Here is a 15365-nt window from a genome sequence, read left to right as displayed (position 1 = left end):
TTCTCCTCTGATGCATGCGCAACGCGAACAACGTCGCCATTGCGGGCTGCTGGCATTGCCTTACTGTCGCGCCATCGCGACCTTGAAGCGCTCCTCCGGCGAGATCATGTGGTCGTGATCGTCCTTTTCGAGATCGATCTGCACCCAGTTCACTTCGCCGCTGAACTCGTTGCCTGTCGGCCCGTAGTCCGGCGACACCGGCGAGCCGCCTTCCTTGCCTACGTCGCAGGTCTCGTCGGCCGAGTAGACCATCGGCACCGTCTGCTCGAGACGGCCCTGACCCACCTGCTTGCCATCGACGTAGAGCGTGATGTCGCCGCCCTTGGCGAGGCCGCCGCCGTCGTATTTGAACTCCACGCGCAGCTGATGGTGGCCCGCAGGGATGGACTGCGTCGACTCGATGAAGGTGAGCTTGATGCCGAAGAAGTTGTAGCAGTATTTGAGCTTGCCGCCCTTCGCGTAGAGGCTCCAGCCGTTCGTGTTGCCACCCTGCGCGATGATGACGCCCTCGGCGCCCGATTTCGGCACCTCGACATCAGCGGTGACCGAGTAGGATTTGTTTTTGGTTGAGACGACCGAGTTCTCGGAAAGCCGGCCCATGCCGCCGAAGAGGATCTGGGACTTGCCCTTGATCAACTGAGGGCGTCCCGCAAGGTCAGGGTTGAACCGTTCAAAGGTCCGATCATCGAGCGGCAGCGCGTGGTATTTGCAGGCTTCGATGAGGAAGAGCCGCTGCAGCTCGGCGAGTTTCCCAGGGTTCTCCCTGGCGAGATCGTGCGCCTGTGTCCAGTCCTTGTTCGTGTCGTACAGCTCCCAGACATCCTCGTCGAAGCCGCGCTTGTAGGCTCCCACCCAAGGGACGCCGTGTCGCGTCACCGCAGTCCAGCCCTTGTGGTAGATGCCTCGGTTGCAGAACATCTCGAAGTACTGGGTTTCGCGCCGCTCCGCCGCTTCGGGGTCGTTGAATGCGTAGAGCATGCTGACGCCCTCGACCGGCGCCTGCTGCACGCTGTTGACGATCGTCGGGTGGGGAATCTTGGCCACTTCCAGGATGGTGGGCGCAATGTCGATCACGTGGTGAAACTGGTTGCGGACTTCGCCTTTCGACTTGATGCCGTTCGGCCAATGCACGATCGTGCCGTTGCGCGTGCCGCCCCAGTGTGAGGCGACCTGCTTGGTCCACTGGTAGGGCGTGTCCATGGCGTGCGCCCAGCCTACTGCATAATGGTTGTAAGCGTTCGGCCCACCGAACTCGTCGATCTTCGACCTCAGGAACTCCGTGGTTTCGAGGGTCCCCATGCCATTCAGGACAGCCATCTCGTTGAAGCAGCCGTTCGGCGTGCCCTCGGCCGAGGCGCCGTTGTCGCCGATGATGTAGTAGATCAGCGTGTCGCCGAGCACCTCCAGTTCCTTCAGCGCGTCGACCAGGCGCCCGACGTGGTGGTCGGTATGCTCGAGGAACCCGGCATACACTTCCATCTCGCGCGCGAAGATGGGCCGCATCTCCTTCGGCGTCTCGTCCCAGGCGACAATTTCTGCCGGCCTCGTCGTCAGTTCGGCACTCGCCGGGACGACTCCGAGCTGCTTCTGTCGGGCGAAGATCTCCTCGCGCAGCTTATCCCAGCCCTGGTCGAACTTGCCCTTGTACTTGTCGGCCCACTCTTTCGGCACGTGGTGCGGCGCATGGGTGGCGCCCGGCGCGAAGTACATGAAGAACGGCTTGTCGGGCATCAGCGCCTTCTGCTGGCGCACCCACTTGATCGCCTTGTTCGCCATGTCCTCGGTGAAGTGGTAGCCTTCCTCGGGCGTTTTCTCCGGCTCGATCGGCGTGGTTCCTTCGTAGATCGCCGGGTACCACTGGTTGGTCTCGCCGCCGATGAATCCGTAGAAATACTCGAAGCCCCCACCTCCCGTGGGCCACTGGTCGAACGGTCCCATCGGACTCGTCTGCCACACCGGCACTTCATGACACTTGCCGAACTGTGCCGTCGAATAGCCATTGAGCTTGAGCGTCATGGCGATGGGCGCCTTCTCCTTCGGCCAGATCGAGCTGTAGCCGGGCGCCGAGGTGGCGATCTCGGTTACGCCACCCATGTTCACCGAGTGATGGTTGCGGCCCGTCAGCAGCGCGGATCGCGTCGGCGAGCAGAGCGCCGTGGTGTGGAAGCGGTTGAACTTGAGGCCGTTCTTGGCGAGGCGTTCGGCGGTTGGCGTGTGGATTACGCCGCCAAACGCGCTCGACGCGGCAAAGCCCACGTCGTCGAGAAGCACGATGAGCACGTTGGGCGCCCCTTTCGGCGGCCGTAATTGCTCGATCGGCGGAAATTTAGTGTCCGGGTCCTTCGCATCGTAAGTTGTCAGTCCGACATATTGCGGGTCCGGTATCGGAAGGATGCCGCGGTTGATCATGTCTTTCCCGTCGCCCACAAGTTGTTCTCCCCTCCTATGCCTGCTTCCCTGACGGCGAATTAGGCGGCAGCGTTCGACCAACGCTGCCCGTCCGTATCGCCTGCGCTAAACGCAGTCGTGGCTAACGGGCCGTGGCAGGCAACTTTCTTCGTGGCACCTGGTTTGTGCCCGTTTGGCTGGGTCAGAGTATTGCTTGGAGACAGCGGCGGAACGTAAGTTACGTGGGGGGAAGTGTAAGCGCTGTGGGCAGATGGCCTGAACTTGTTGATACATATCGAAGATCCGACGGCGGCGAGGCCTGCGTGCGCCAGCGACGCGAAAACAACCACTTGACCAGCCCGCCCCAACGACGCGTCGACCCAGACGTGTCCGCCAGAGCAGCCTGGGCTCTTCCTCATGCAGAGCTTTGAAGGCGTCCGACCATTCGGCATGGACGTGGTAGCAGGGATGCCGGGGACGCCGCGCCGGTTGTTCGAGCTGTTCCATGCGCAAGGACGCACATCACTGCTTGCATTGAGGCGCCTTCGCCTTGCCACTGTCACAGGCAATACCGGCTGCGGGTTTTGACTTGTTCGAGCCGGCTAGTGACTCGACGTGCTTGCTATAGTTGTCGCGCGTATTCTGATCGACCACCGCAACGGGTGCCGAAATCACCAGCCCTGCTGCGCTGCCAGCTGCCGCTGCCGCGCCGGTCGTGGCTTGTACGATCGTGTCGCCCAAGCCTATCCTGTTGTCGGTCAACGTCTGGCCGCCGGCCATTCGCCGCCCTATCAGCTGCACGATCTGCGGAGATGAGGCAAACTTGCCGTGATGCAAGCGGTCTCCGGATTTGATCTTCGTCAGGTCGATGACGGTTACATTGTTACCAGCGAGTTCTTCCTTGTAGGGAGCCTGCTCAGGATCGATGGATCCGAGCCGCGGGATATTGCCCCAGACCCGCCGGGAAGCTTTGAGGGCGCGATCGTCCTGCGAGACAAAGAGGGTGAACTGCGGATGCTGTTTGCCCATGTCGGCAATCTGCGTGCGAAACACGTCGACATCGACGTCAGGTGCTGCCAGCATGACGTTCTTGAACTTCGCCGGCAGGCCGCCATTGCGGATTGCCATCTGGCGCAAGGCCTCCAGCGCGAGCCAGTTGCCCATCGAATGGGCGAGTATCGAAACCTCTTTTACTTCGCCATCGCGCGCAAGATATTGGAACAGCGTCTCGAGCGCATTTCGCGTGTAGTTGGTGCTTTCGCGATCGTAGCCATAGGCCAGCGTACTGCCTCGGGAAGGCCATGTGACCAAAATCGGAGCACTGTCGGTGCCCGTATCGTGGGCGATCTGCGCAAAGCGATAAAGCGAGTCTTCAAAGCGGTTGTTGAAGCCGTGGACGAAGACCAGGACACTGTGGTCCGGGCTCTTTCTCACCGAGGCATGTAACCACGCCTTCGCGCCCTCTACCGATAATTCCTGGGCTTTCAGAACCGCGAAATCCTTAGCCGGGTTCGATGGCAGCTTCTTGGGCCACGCGACCTCGCCGACCTTGCGCACCGACGCCGGTGGGATAGACACCGTAATGTCTGAAAATGCAGGAGCCAGTCCGCGCTCGCCCGTATACATCTCGGCCGGATTGGCAGAACGAGCGCGGGTCGTCGCCACCAACACCTCCACCTTGCTGGACGTAGGAGAGGTATCCGCTACCGGCAGCAGCACGTTGGTTGGCCGGGACGCACATCCGGCGATTGAGAACAGCAGGGCGCATACGAGGGCGCGTCTCGCCGACAAGCCGATCCGCCAATTCACCCGACGCATATCAGGTTGGTTCCACGGATTTGACATTGCCGTCCGTATCCACCAGGCAGTTGGTCTTCTTGCCGCCGGCATCGAGTTCGACCTGATAGGTCTTGGAGTCGACCTTGCTCGAGGAAACCGGAAGCAGCTTTGCGCTGTCGACGCCGCTCGCCGTGGCAACAGCGTTGGCACAAAGCAGCTGGAGGTCAGCCGGGGCCGTCTCAACCGTGGTCCTCGACATCTGATCGGGCGCCGGCGGAGGAGTGCTGGTGCACGCGCTCAAGGCCCCCGCGAGTAATCCAAGGCCCACGCCCACGATCGATCTTCTGACTGCATGTTTTGCCGACATTGCCGGTCCCTCCTCGAACGCTGCCTCATACACCCCTGTAAAGGGCCGCCCCCTGCATCAGCACGATAACCTTGGCTCCGACCTTAACGCGCGAGGCGAGGTCGGTGATGTCGTCGTTCCTCATCCGGATACATCCTGATGACACGTCGAGCCCGATCGTCCATGGTTCGGGCGTGCCGTGTATTCGGTAGATTGTGTCCTGATCGCCCTCATAGAGATAAAGCGCCCTTGCCCCGAGCGGATTGTCGGGGCCGCCCGGCATGCCTGCCGCAAATTTCACTGCTTTCGGATCACGGGCGACCATTTCGGCTGGAGGCGTCCAGGTAGGCCATTCCGCCATGCGGCCGACGCGCACGATACCGGCCCACCCAAACCCTTCCCGGCCGACGCCAATGCCGTAGCGCATCGCTTGCTGACCGGGCTGCACAAGATAGAGAAAATGCTTGTTGCCATCGACGATGATCGTACCGGGCACCTCAGCGGTGCGGAACTTGACCATCTGCGGGCGAAATGCCTCGGGCACCTGCTTGTGGGCGGCGTAGTATTTTCGCGCTTTCTTCTTGTCGTATTCGACCCATTTATGGGTCTGCGGATCGAAGACTTGCGTCTGAGCGGCATACGCCAATGTCGCGCCGATCGCAGTCATGACAAGCACCGCGCCAATGACCAGGCGGCGGCCTAAAACTCCGCGATCATTGCTTTTCGGACTGTCCGACCGGTTTGCGAGCGAAAGCGTCATGTGCGTCCCTGTCCCTATTTCGACCAGGCGTTCAGCCGGCCTTGGTGCTTTGCGACCCAGGCCTGCGCGAATTTGGCGGGATCTTGCCTATCGACCTGCAATGCGTAACTCATCTCGGTGACTTCCTCCGGTGTGAAGTCGATATGGGAGAGGAAGGCCGCTACTTTCGGCAGGCGCTTCGCCGTCGACGAGGCAAACCCGATGTAGAAATGCGATGCGTCCCAGGCCACCGGCGCCTCCGATTTCGACAGCCAGTCAGGGTCGTCGCTCGGCATCACGATATGCCACTTGGCGGGATCGAATTTCGGCTCAGTCAGTTGGACGATGTCATGGAGCCTGAACATGTGGTGCGGACTGTAGCAGTAGAATGCTATCGGCTGCCCGGTGGCCGCAGCCGCATCCACTGCAGCCATTGCCATGTCTTCCGGCATCTGAAGGAGCGTCATCGTTTTTTCATAGCCGTAGCTCTTCGCCCGGATCTTCTCGATGCTCGTCGACGACCAGCCTAGCGCACCTATCCATATTTCGCCTTTGCCATCGCCGTCGGTGTCGAAGACCGCCGCCTTTTTCGGATCGGCCAGGTCAGAAATGTCCTTGACGCCAAATTTGTCCGCCGTCTCACGCGTCACGCAGATGCGCTGCGCCGACGGCACACCCTTTGGGCTGAGGTCCACGGTTTTGCGCCCATCGACGTATTTCTTGACGAGTGAATCGAAGTTTGGAAGCCAGACTTCCGGATAGACGTCGACCTCACCAGTATCCATTCCGGCGAATGCCGTCATGGTGCCCATCTCGCGCACGTCGGCGTCCAGATCGAGTTTCTGCTTGATGCCGAATTTGATGATATTGGCCGCTGCCTGGCCCGACGGCCAATTGGGCATTGCGATGACAAGATCCGCCGCATGGGCCGGGCCGTATGCCGCCAACAGTGTCAGCGCCACCAGCGACACTTTCCGCAGACACCGCCGCAATCGACTGCCCATATTCTTCTCCTCGCCTTGGGACTGGCGTGAACCGCGGTGCGCCGGTCTCCCAGCATAGCTCTGGGTAGACTGGAGAAGTGACTTCCCGCGAGGAAGGTAACTAACTGTATGCTACGGCAGAAACGCACCTCTTGGCGTGGAATGGACTTTCAGCCGGCTGTCTTCAGGAACAGCATGGATTGCCACCTAGAAACGCATGACCAGGCCCATTATCGGACCCTGCTGCACAACGTCGAACACAAAGCCGTCATTGTCGTATTTGACGCCCAGGGCGCGGTAGCCGGCGACTGCCGAAAATCGCTCGTTGAACCGATAACCCAGTGCGGCTGCGACATCCCAGTCGACACTGGCGCCTCCTGCACCAACCATGCCCCAGCCCGTCAGATAGACTTCGGGCGTGAACGAGTAGGTGGCGCGGACGCCGACCAACCCATCCACCCAGGTCTTTCCATCGCTGGCAGAGACTCCGTCCAGGATACCGCCATGGAAGTCCAGGTTGTTGTGTACGGACCAGACCTTCATACCTCCGACGAGATCGAGACGTCCGGCGTCAGTCTGGAGGATTGAATAGCCTGCTCCGATCAACCCCGCGAATGTTTCGGACGTGAGATCGACACTGGTGGCCAGCACGCCTCTCGGCGTGCCATTGCCGGCGGACACCTTGACATACATGAGGTCGCCGAAAATGCTGTAGCGGTCGTAGCGTGCCTCGGCGACGGCCATCGCCGCGAAATCAAGGTTCTTCAGGATATCGCCGAAATCTGCATCGACCTCGACGGTGGGGAGACCGAACGATCCCACCTCACCAGAGAGGCCGGCCGCCCAGAAATACGGAGCGACGGCGAACGTCCAACCTTGTTCGGACGCCACAGGCTTCAGATCCGGCGTCACCGGGGAGACCAGATCGGCCGCTCCGGCAGGATGGGCGAGGCAAAGGAGACAAAGAACGGCACCGCCGCGAGTTAGTACCTGATAGAAGGTTTTCATCATCCTGGCTCGCTTCCGGGTTTGGCTCGCAGTGCCGGCTTCATTGGGAATGCGGAGTGTGACCGTCAATCGACATATACCACAACGTATCGACCGCCGTATGGCTGATAGTAGGTCCCACCGCATTGCGACAGCGTCATGCCATTTACAACCACCCTTACGCAGGCGGCCGGCAGCGCGGCTACGTAAACGGTGGACCGTCGAACCACGCGGCGCGTTGTGCGACGGGCAACGCCAGCGACACTTCGCGGCGTGGCAGGCCTGCCGACCCGCGCTTCGGCGCTGGAGACGAACGAACCGAGCGGGACAAGCCGGCTGTCCAGCAGGCCATCGGTAACAAGGAACCCTGCGACGAGGCCCAGGGCCAATGCGAATCTACGATACTGCGCTATGCGTTTCATTCTGCGTCCTCCAGGGAAAGTTCGCCGATCTGGTCCGAATATATCTGTTCAATCTTTTTCGCGTCGGCCGGCGGCGTGAATGAAAACAGCTTGGCGTCGATCTTGGGGGCGACGTTCCAGTTGCTCAGCTTTAGTGCGTATTGTGGTGCTCCTGTCACCCACTTGGTGGTGATGACATATTTGAGCGGCAGCGGCTGGTCGCCCTTGCGGATCCAGATCTGCCAGTCGACGTCTTCCGTCCGGAACGCCAGATGATCGCAGACCTCGCCACCGATGACGGCGTCGCCGACCAATTTGCCTTCCGCGGCACCTTCGGTGAGGACCGAATAGGGGTCCGATGACATCAGGTCCGCGCCGGCAGCATCCAGCCCGGTCGACACCCTGAACTCCTCGACCGCCTCGTCGATACTTGGACCGGGGCTTTCGATTTGGGCAAAGGCATTTATGACTTTGCCGTAGAGCGAGATGGCCTTGCCGTCGAAGGTTACCTCGACATCGGCATAAGGACCCTTCCGGGTCATTCGGAACCCTTCGCCACGCGAGGCCGTGAGCGAGCCCGAGGCGCTGTACTGGATCTTCTGGCCGGCCTTGTCGACGATCTCGTGGTCGGTATCGTAATCGACGCTGAATGCCTTCAGGCCCTTCAAGTAATTCATCGAGGCGACAAGGACGTCGTTCGCGTCCTTGTCTATGGCGCTCTGACTCCATGCCGGAGCACAGGAGAGCGCCAATCCGACGGATGCCGCCAACAGAAGCCTGCCCCTGGGCTGCAGTCTCGATACCAGTCTGGAATTCAATTTGGTCCGGTTCATCTTCTTCACCCGCTGTGCGATTGCGATTGCATGCATTTCCAAGCCATGCCGAAGCTACCTTTGAGGCGTCGGGCACATGGTTATTCTCGGCTAGCCATTCGCCTCCGATCTCATTGCTTCGGAAAGAGGAACGTGACGGCAGTGCGGAAGCCGAAACCGTCAGGACCGCTGTCAGGGCTTTCAGCCCAGTAGCGCACGCCCGCGGTCAGGCTGATTGGCTGCTTGTCGATGACCACCAGCTTCGAGACCTGGAAGTTGATCGGGGCCGACCACTGCTGCGCTTCCCAATTGTAAGTGCTCTCGGTGTTCAGCGTGAACGTCCAGGCGTCCTTCGTCGTGTAAGAGACAAACGGCTGCAGGAATGTGGAGCTTATGTCGCTGCGATCGCTGTCGCCGGCAAACGACCAGATATGGTTGGCCAGCATACCGACCGTCCACCCGTCGAATTGCTTCAAGACGACGGCAGTCGGGCCCGCCCCCCATTTTTGGCCGCCAAGCAGCTCGTCGGTCGCAATTGGCAAAAGGAACACCGGACCGATACCCCAGATGATCCCGCTGGCGGTGGGCTTGGAAGGCGAGAGGAACAGGCTTTCGGATATGTCGCCGAGACCGAACTGCTCGCCGGACGGTCCCGCAATGTCATTTTGCCAGGCGATCGGCACGATGGTGCGCGAAATCAGGTTCCAGTCGTCGTTGAGCGTGAACGGGATGACCGGCTGGACATTGACATAGGCCTTATCGCCATCGTTCGGACCGTAGCCACTGTCGTAATTGAACTGGATCGGAACGCTGATCAGCGAGGCAATCGGATTGGACAGCTTCTTGGCAAGGTCCTGGGTATCGTCGGCCCGGGCGGCCGTCCCGACCAGCAGCACAGAGAGCAGCATCGCGGCCATTTTCAGGTGCCGATCGCTTGACAGAACTTTCAAAGCCAACCCTCCGTTCGACAAAGGTGATCGCAGCCGCTCAACGCTGCGAACCGGGATTGAAGCCAGCTCGTCGGGCAGCCTCCGATTCCAGGACGACTGCTCCGACTTCACCGATCAACCGGTCCACCAGTTCCTGCCACTCAATTCGCCTGGCTTCGCGCAATTCCGGCGCGGCCAGATCTACCTTGGACAGTGCAAGCTCGGCCTCCGCGAGTTCCTCGCACATCTCGCGAAAGCTTTCGTTGCGATCGATCAGACGATGGATCGTCAGTTCGAACTGCGGAAACCGACGCACCGCCGCCGAGGCCGCATTATGTTTTCTGAGCTGTCCGTTTTGGGTGGCCATGGCACAATTCAATGATCTGGCCGAACTATATTGGCGGGGGCCAGCTGCGGAATGTAAGTTACGTGGAGGAGTGTGTAATTGGCGAAGGAAAAAGACGGCAAAAAAGCGCCCGGCAAGGCAAACATCCGGTGCCACAACCGGGGACAACCATAGCGAGAGAAAAATATCTCATTTCTTGGGGATGGCCGCTCTCGGATTGCCCTCATTTATCGATCCGGCCGAATTATGTTGTCACGATCTATCCGCGAGGTGTAAATTACTTTGAGGAGTATATTGTCCAAGGAAAAGCCCGATAAACGGGCGTCTGGGCAAGCGGGGAAACGTTGATACAACCGGGGACAGCGGCAGCCAGAGAGCAAGATCTCTTTTTGGGAGATTGCCGCATCCAGCTTGCCCGCATCCTCAATAGTACAGATTTCGACGCTACAGGCCGAGAACATCGATTTTTTAGCTACGTCGTGGAAGAAACGCTGGCTGGACGGGGCGATCGTATCAAGGCCTATTCGATTGCGGTCGAAGTGTTCGGTCGCGGTCAGTCCTTCGACCCTCAGTCGGATCCGATCGTGCGCATCGAGGCTGGTCACCTTCGTCGGGCGATCGAGCGCTATTACCTGACCTCCGGTCAAGCCGATCCTATTGTCATCACGATACCAAAGGGCGGCTACGTGCCTGTCTTCTCGTATCGCGAGCAGACAGCCTTGGCGGAGCTTCCGGCCCCGATCGTTTCGCGCCACGTCACGGAGCATGCCGTCCGGTGGACAAAATCGCGATTGCTGATGCCAGCTGTCCTTGTGGTGCTTCTTGCAGTCGCTGCATCAGCGGCCTGGTGGTGGTGGACGTCGGACAGATCGGTTGCGCCAGAGAGGCCTCGACTGCTGGTGGAAGCGTTTGACAGTCCAGCCGGCTCCGACGCCGCACATGCGGTGGCGATCGGATTGAAGGAGGAGATTGTCCAGCAGCTTTCCAAGTTCGGGGATATCCTGGTGATGGAGTCGGCCGCAAGGGAGGGCGATACCTCGATACCGCCTCCCCGATTTGTCGTCGCTGGAAGCGTAACCCTCTCCCCAGACGGCTTTTTGCTTCGGGTCAGATTGATCAATCGCGCCGACAATTCAATTCTATGGGCAGATAGCTACAATGGTCCGTTGCAAGTCACGGCATTTGTGAATGCCGAAGCCGAGATTGCGCGCAGCGTATCCAAGAACCTGGCCCAAACGTACGGGATAATCTTCCAGGCGGACCAGAATCTCGACATGAGCAAAGCACCAGACGATTGGGCAGCCTACGCCTGCACCCTTTCGTTCTTTGAGTATCGGATAGAGGTCGACGCGGAACGGCGTTCATCGGTGAGGACTTGCCTCGAGAAGACCGTGGACAGATTCCCGGCTTACGCGACTGCATGGGGCCTTCTCTCGTTGATTTACATAGACGACTATCGTTTCGAGTTTGCAGCCGATCCTGCGTCCTCATCAGCAACGCTCAAGCGTGCCCTGGACGTAGCAAGCCGAGCGATGGCGCTTGATCCCTTAAATATGCGAGCTCGCCAGGGTAAAATGCTTGCGCTCTACTTCAACAAGGAAATCGACGCGGCATTGAAGCTCGGCAAGCAAAGCCTGGAAATCAATCCCAATGACACCGAGTTCATGAGCGAATATGCGGAGCGCTTGTCTCTTTCCGGAAATTGGCACGACGGATGTGCAATACTCACCGAGGCGCGCGGACTGAATCCCGGAGCCACGGCTTACTATGAGACGGATCTGGCCCTTTGCTCGTATTTTACCGGCGACTATCCGCAAGCAGCTTCCTGGCTGGCGAAAAGTCCCGCTCCCTCAAATCCTCTCTACCATTTGGTCAGCGCAGCTGTGTTCGGTGAAGGCGGAAACGCAGCCGAAGCCAATCGCGAGCGCATCTGGCTGGAGCAGAATAGTCCAGACCTGGTAAAAAACCTTCGCAAGGAAGTCTCAAAACGTTTGGGACGTCCGCAAGATGTCGAATTCTTCCTCGGCTCGCTGAGGAAAGCTGGGCTGAAGATCGCCGGTTGATCTGACACGGGTAGCATACAGTTAGTTACCTTCCCCATAGGGCGGAAAGGCAGCAGTTTTTGCGGACGCCGAGGTTCCTGATCACTTGGTGCCAACGTCCACAAAAGAGGGGAATATTTATGCGAAACTTCATGACACTCATCGCGGCAACGTCAGTAGCAATGTCGTCCGCGATGGCAGCCTACGCACAAAATCAAAATCCCCTTCCCAAGGCGAGCGATGTGCTTGTCCGATACGGGGACGACATCGAGGGCTGGACGGTCTATGCAAATCAAACCCGCGGAGATTGCTTGATCGTGCGCCAAGATGGCCCAAGTTCGGTGCAAATGGGCGTTACTGCAAATCAGGAGGTCGGGTATCTTGGCGTGTTCACGAAGGTGGATATCGGCCTTCAGAACGGGACCCAGTCGCAGATCTTCGTCTCCATCGACGGCCATCTCTATAGCGGTGTGGCCACCAGTTCGAGCGGCGAACTCAAGGGCGGATATTCTGGCGGCTACATCTTGACAGACGACCCGAAATTCAAGCGCGACGTGGCGAAGAAATATACAATGATCGTATTTCCGGAAACCAAGGGGACCTTCGTCGTCGATCTGAAGGGCACTTACAAGGCAATGGCAATGGGCCGCAAGTGCCTCAAGCAATGACCGCACGCCCGGTCACAGTCGAAATTCAAACTGAGACACGACCGGGCACAGCGGCCCTTGAGACGTCGGTGCGCCTCGGGAAATGGAGGGCAAGCGGAACTCCTGCGCCTTGTCGGGTTCGAATGAAATTCGCTGGCTCGCGAAGCAATGCTGGTCAGACCACACAGACCATCCCGTTAATTTCCAACTGACTCCACTATCGCTTCGGCCAGCCGGCCGCGCAAATGCCGGCTGCTCGGCGCTCGCCTAGTGGATCACAGCCTGTTCGGCTGCCTTCATCTCCGCGACCGCTGCCCCGATGTCCTCGCCGTCGCCCCAATGGCGGTCGAGGTCCGGCCAGGGTATCGAGTTGACTAGCAGGCGGGTGTAGGGATGCTGCGGGTGCTCGATGACATGGCCAGCGTCGCCGCGCTCCACCACGACTCCCTTGTGCAGCACGCAGACGGTATCGGCGATGTGATAGGCCGTGGTTATGTCATGTGTGATGTAGATGATGGACACGCCATACTCGCGCCGCAGCGAGGCGACGTTGTTCAGGATCGTGGCGCGCAGCGAAGCATCGACCATGGACACCGGCTCGTCCGCGATGAGTATCTTGGGGCGCATCATAAGGGCGCGGGCCACCATAAGCCGCTGCCGCTGGCCTCCGCTCATCTGGTGGGGATAACGCCCGAGCGTGTCGTCTGGATTCAGACCGACGCCGATGCACGCCTCCTCCATCAGGCGGCGCGTCGCAGCGCCACGCGCCGCGAGCCCGAACATGCGGATCGGCACGGTCAGCGCGTGGTCCACCTTATAGAACGGATTATAGGCGGAGAACGGGTCCTGTGTCACAGCCTGAACCTCGCGCCGGAACGTCATCAGCGCCGACCGACCGGCGTGGCTGAGATCATTGCCCCGGTAACGCACCACCCCCGTCGAAGGCTTGTGAAGACCGAGCAGGATGTTGCCCAGAGTGGACTTGCCGCTGCCGCTCTCGCCCACCACGGCGATGATCTGAGGGTCGGCATCGTCCAGCGTCAGGCTGAAAGGCTGCAGCGCGGGCTTGCCGGCACGGCGAAACAGGCCGTGCGTGTAGGTCTTGCTCACCGCGTCGAGCTCAAGCAGGTACGACATGCGGCTTCTCCTCGAGATAGCATGCGACGACCCGGTCCGCGTCCACAGCGAAGTTGCCCGGAGGCTTGGCGCGGCAGATGTCCATGACCGACGGGCAGCGCGGCGCAAAGGCGCATCCGGGCGGCAGCCGGGCAAGCGACGGCGCCGTTCCGGGAAGGCCTACCATGCTGCCGCGGTTCTTCAGCGTCGGGACGGACTGGATCAGCATCCGCGTGTAGGGATGGCGGGGATCGCGAAAAATCTGCTCGGTCGTGCCCAGTTCGATGATGCGACCCGCATACATTATGGCGATCTTGTCAACGAACTGTGCCATCAACCCCATATCGTGTCCGATCAGGATCAGGCAGCATCCGGTCAACTTCTGGAGACGGCCGAGCGTGCCCATCACCTGGCGCTGCGTGACGACATCGAGCGCGCTCGTCGGCTCGTCCGCGACGATCAGGCGCGGCTTCAGCATCATGCCGATGGCGATGCAGACCCTCTGCTTCATGCCGCCGCTAAGCTGGTGCGGATAAAGCTTGGCCGTCTCGGCCGGCAACTCGACCCCGGCAAGCGCTTCCGCCACGATCTTCTGCACGTCGGCGGTAGCGGACGCCACGTCATGGTCGACGATGGCGTCCGCCATCTGCGAATAAATCGTCTTGACCGGATTGAGCGAATTCATCGCCCCCTGCGGGATATAGCTGACCAACTTAAGGCGCGCGGCGCGGAATTCTCTGTCGGTCAGGCCGGTCAGGTCGATGCCGTCCAGGCGGATCGTGCCGGCGGCGATATGGCCCGGCGGCGTGACCATGCGCATAAGCGCATGCGCCGTGGTGGATTTTCCCGACCCGGATTCGCCGACGATGCCGAGACGCTCGCCCGACCGCACGGAGAAGGTGACGCGGTTCGCCCCCCTCACCGTCCGTTCAGGGAGGCGGTAGTCGACCGTTAGATCTCTGACGTCCAGACCAGCTTTGCTCATGACTGCCTGCTCCTCAAACGGGGATTTGCAAACGAGTCCAGGCCGGCGCTGATCAGATAGAGGGCGATGAACAGGATGGTGAGCACAGTGACAGGCGCCAGGATCCACCACCACAGCCCCCGCATCAGGGCGGTGTAATACAGCATCCAGAAGATGGTCATGCCCAAGGTCGGCTCGTCCATCGGCCCGAGGCCCAGCGCCTCAAGCCCGATCGCCGACAGGATCGCCGAGGACGTCGCCAGGACGAAACTCGCAGAGAGATAGGGCAGCAGGTTCGGCAATATTTCCTTGAAGACGATGCCGACCCCGCCAACGCCGCCCAAGCGGGCCGTCAGGACAAAACCGGCCTCGCGCAGCACCAACGCCTGGGAACGGACCTGACGGGCCGGACCGAACCAGGCAAGCGACCCGATCGCAAGCGCCATGCCCGTCGAGCTGAGCTGGCCGCGAAACGCCGACGCTATGACCACCAACAGCAACAGGGGTGGAATTGTCAGCCCGACGTCGATAATCCAGCGGGCGATAAAATCGACGGCGCCGCGATAGTAGGCGGCGAGAAGCCCGACCGTGGCGCCGATTGCCACCCCCATCAGGCCGGACAGCACGCCGACTTTCATGGTGAGGCCTGTGCCCAGGATGATCACGGCAAGCAGGTCCCTGCCCTGACTGTCCGTGCCGAAGGGTGCTTCTAGTGAGGGAGCCAGGTTCGGCATGGCCGACAGCGGCTCCGACAATTCCATGTTCCAGAACAGCTGTCCGCAGACCGCGAACGCGATCAGCGTGGCCAGCATGAATGATCCGATGACCAGGGAGGGACTGCCGCGGCGGATGAACCGACGCGCTTGCACGAACAATGCTCCCGGCG

At 60.3% G+C, this 15365-nt stretch carries 15 protein-coding genes; 2 read left to right on the top strand and 13 right to left on the bottom strand.

Features of this window, described 5'->3' with window-relative positions; all coding sequences use genetic code 11:
• Positions 1-60: 60 nt before the first annotated feature.
• The 10 genes from AC0L2H_RS24415 to AC0L2H_RS24370 form a co-directional block, all read right to left on the bottom strand.
• Positions 61-2490, bottom strand: coding sequence for a sulfatase-like hydrolase/transferase (locus tag AC0L2H_RS24415; RefSeq protein ID WP_473592616.1), 2430 nt, complete (start codon positions 2488-2490; stop codon positions 61-63).
• A 420-nt stretch (positions 2491-2910) separates the two neighbouring features.
• Positions 2911-4206 carry an alpha/beta hydrolase gene (locus AC0L2H_RS24410; protein ID WP_473592666.1) on the bottom strand — a complete coding sequence of 432 codons (1296 nt, stop codon included), beginning with the start codon at positions 4204-4206 and terminating at the stop codon, positions 2911-2913.
• 1 nt (position 4207) lies between these two features.
• Entirely contained in the window at positions 4208-4534 is a 327-nt protein-coding gene (locus AC0L2H_RS24405) for a hypothetical protein (protein WP_473592615.1), read from the bottom strand.
• Between the two features lie 25 nt (positions 4535-4559).
• The gene (locus tag AC0L2H_RS24400) at positions 4560-5180 is read right to left on the bottom strand and encodes a L,D-transpeptidase (RefSeq protein ID WP_473592613.1); all 621 of its coding nucleotides are present in this window, start codon (positions 5178-5180) and stop codon (positions 4560-4562) included.
• Positions 5181-5287: 107 nt separating this feature from the next.
• Complete coding sequence (locus AC0L2H_RS24395) at positions 5288-6256, bottom strand: ABC transporter substrate-binding protein (protein ID WP_473592612.1); 969 nt, start codon at positions 6254-6256, stop codon at positions 5288-5290.
• A gap of 186 nt (positions 6257-6442) precedes the next feature.
• Entirely contained in the window at positions 6443-7243 is an 801-nt protein-coding gene (locus tag AC0L2H_RS24390; RefSeq protein WP_473592665.1) for a hypothetical protein, read from the bottom strand.
• A gap of 65 nt (positions 7244-7308) precedes the next feature.
• Complete coding sequence (locus AC0L2H_RS24385; protein WP_473592610.1) at positions 7309-7644, bottom strand: hypothetical protein; 336 nt, start codon at positions 7642-7644, stop codon at positions 7309-7311.
• On the bottom strand, positions 7641-8456 hold the full coding sequence (locus AC0L2H_RS24380) for a DUF2092 domain-containing protein (RefSeq protein WP_473592609.1): 816 nt from the start codon (positions 8454-8456) through the stop codon (positions 7641-7643). The genes AC0L2H_RS24385 and AC0L2H_RS24380 overlap by 4 nt, the downstream gene beginning before the upstream one ends.
• Before the next feature lie 110 nt (positions 8457-8566).
• Complete coding sequence (locus tag AC0L2H_RS24375) at positions 8567-9343, bottom strand: transporter (protein ID WP_473592664.1); 777 nt, start codon at positions 9341-9343, stop codon at positions 8567-8569.
• A 79-nt stretch (positions 9344-9422) separates the two neighbouring features.
• Positions 9423-9731 (bottom strand): hypothetical protein, encoded by a 309-nt coding sequence (locus AC0L2H_RS24370; protein ID WP_473592608.1) that lies wholly within the window; start codon positions 9729-9731, stop codon positions 9423-9425.
• 323 nt (positions 9732-10054) lie between these two features.
• Between AC0L2H_RS24370 and AC0L2H_RS24365 the strand changes: the two genes are divergently transcribed.
• Positions 10055-11773, top strand: a complete 1719-nt coding sequence (locus AC0L2H_RS24365; RefSeq protein WP_473592606.1) for a tetratricopeptide repeat protein — start codon at positions 10055-10057, stop codon at positions 11771-11773.
• A gap of 119 nt (positions 11774-11892) precedes the next feature.
• Complete coding sequence (locus AC0L2H_RS24360; RefSeq protein WP_473592605.1) at positions 11893-12420, top strand: hypothetical protein; 528 nt, start codon at positions 11893-11895, stop codon at positions 12418-12420.
• 246 nt (positions 12421-12666) lie between these two features.
• Here AC0L2H_RS24360 and AC0L2H_RS24355 read toward each other — a convergent pair whose 3' ends face one another.
• The 3 genes from AC0L2H_RS24355 to AC0L2H_RS24345 are packed head-to-tail and all read right to left on the bottom strand — an operon-like array spanning position 12667 to position 15348.
• A complete protein-coding gene (locus tag AC0L2H_RS24355; protein WP_473592604.1) occupies positions 12667-13536 on the bottom strand; it encodes an ABC transporter ATP-binding protein in 870 nt (289 codons plus the stop codon).
• The gene (locus AC0L2H_RS24350; protein WP_473592603.1) at positions 13520-14500 is read right to left on the bottom strand and encodes an ABC transporter ATP-binding protein; all 981 of its coding nucleotides are present in this window, start codon (positions 14498-14500) and stop codon (positions 13520-13522) included. Before AC0L2H_RS24350 ends, AC0L2H_RS24355 begins: the two co-directional genes overlap by 17 nt.
• Positions 14497-15348: an ABC transporter permease gene (locus tag AC0L2H_RS24345; protein ID WP_473592602.1), complete on the bottom strand. Its 852-nt coding sequence runs from the start codon at positions 15346-15348 to the stop codon at positions 14497-14499. The genes AC0L2H_RS24350 and AC0L2H_RS24345 overlap by 4 nt, the downstream gene beginning before the upstream one ends.
• Positions 15349-15365: the final 17 nt, after the last annotated feature.

It is taken from the genome of Mesorhizobium sp. WSM4871 (assembly GCF_055811295.1).
This window is presented reverse-complemented; position numbering and strand designations above follow the sequence as displayed.

What these genes read in the sequence shown, in the direction of transcription:
- AC0L2H_RS24400 (WP_473592613.1), bottom strand. Translation starts at nt 5,180, where the DNA reads ATGACTGCGATCGGCGCGACATTGGCGTATGCCGCTCAGACGCAAGTC.
- AC0L2H_RS24405 (WP_473592615.1), bottom strand. Translation starts at nt 4,534, where the DNA reads ATGTCGGCAAAACATGCAGTCAGAAGATCGATCGTGGGCGTGGGCCTT.
- AC0L2H_RS24375 (WP_473592664.1), bottom strand. Translation starts at nt 9,343, where the DNA reads ATGCTGCTCTCTGTGCTGCTGGTCGGGACGGCCGCCCGGGCCGACGAT.
- AC0L2H_RS24395 (WP_473592612.1), bottom strand. Translation starts at nt 6,256, where the DNA reads ATGGGCAGTCGATTGCGGCGGTGTCTGCGGAAAGTGTCGCTGGTGGCG.
- AC0L2H_RS24390 (WP_473592665.1), bottom strand. Translation starts at nt 7,243, where the DNA reads ATGAAAACCTTCTATCAGGTACTAACTCGCGGCGGTGCCGTTCTTTGT.
- AC0L2H_RS24360 (WP_473592605.1), top strand. Translation starts at nt 11,893, where the DNA reads ATGCGAAACTTCATGACACTCATCGCGGCAACGTCAGTAGCAATGTCG.
- AC0L2H_RS24350 (WP_473592603.1), bottom strand. Translation starts at nt 14,500, where the DNA reads ATGAGCAAAGCTGGTCTGGACGTCAGAGATCTAACGGTCGACTACCGC.
- AC0L2H_RS24370 (WP_473592608.1), bottom strand. Translation starts at nt 9,731, where the DNA reads ATGGCCACCCAAAACGGACAGCTCAGAAAACATAATGCGGCCTCGGCG.
- AC0L2H_RS24380 (WP_473592609.1), bottom strand. Translation starts at nt 8,456, where the DNA reads ATGAACCGGACCAAATTGAATTCCAGACTGGTATCGAGACTGCAGCCC.
- AC0L2H_RS24355 (WP_473592604.1), bottom strand. Translation starts at nt 13,536, where the DNA reads ATGTCGTACCTGCTTGAGCTCGACGCGGTGAGCAAGACCTACACGCAC.
- AC0L2H_RS24385 (WP_473592610.1), bottom strand. Translation starts at nt 7,644, where the DNA reads ATGAAACGCATAGCGCAGTATCGTAGATTCGCATTGGCCCTGGGCCTC.
- AC0L2H_RS24410 (WP_473592666.1), bottom strand. Translation starts at nt 4,206, where the DNA reads ATGCGTCGGGTGAATTGGCGGATCGGCTTGTCGGCGAGACGCGCCCTC.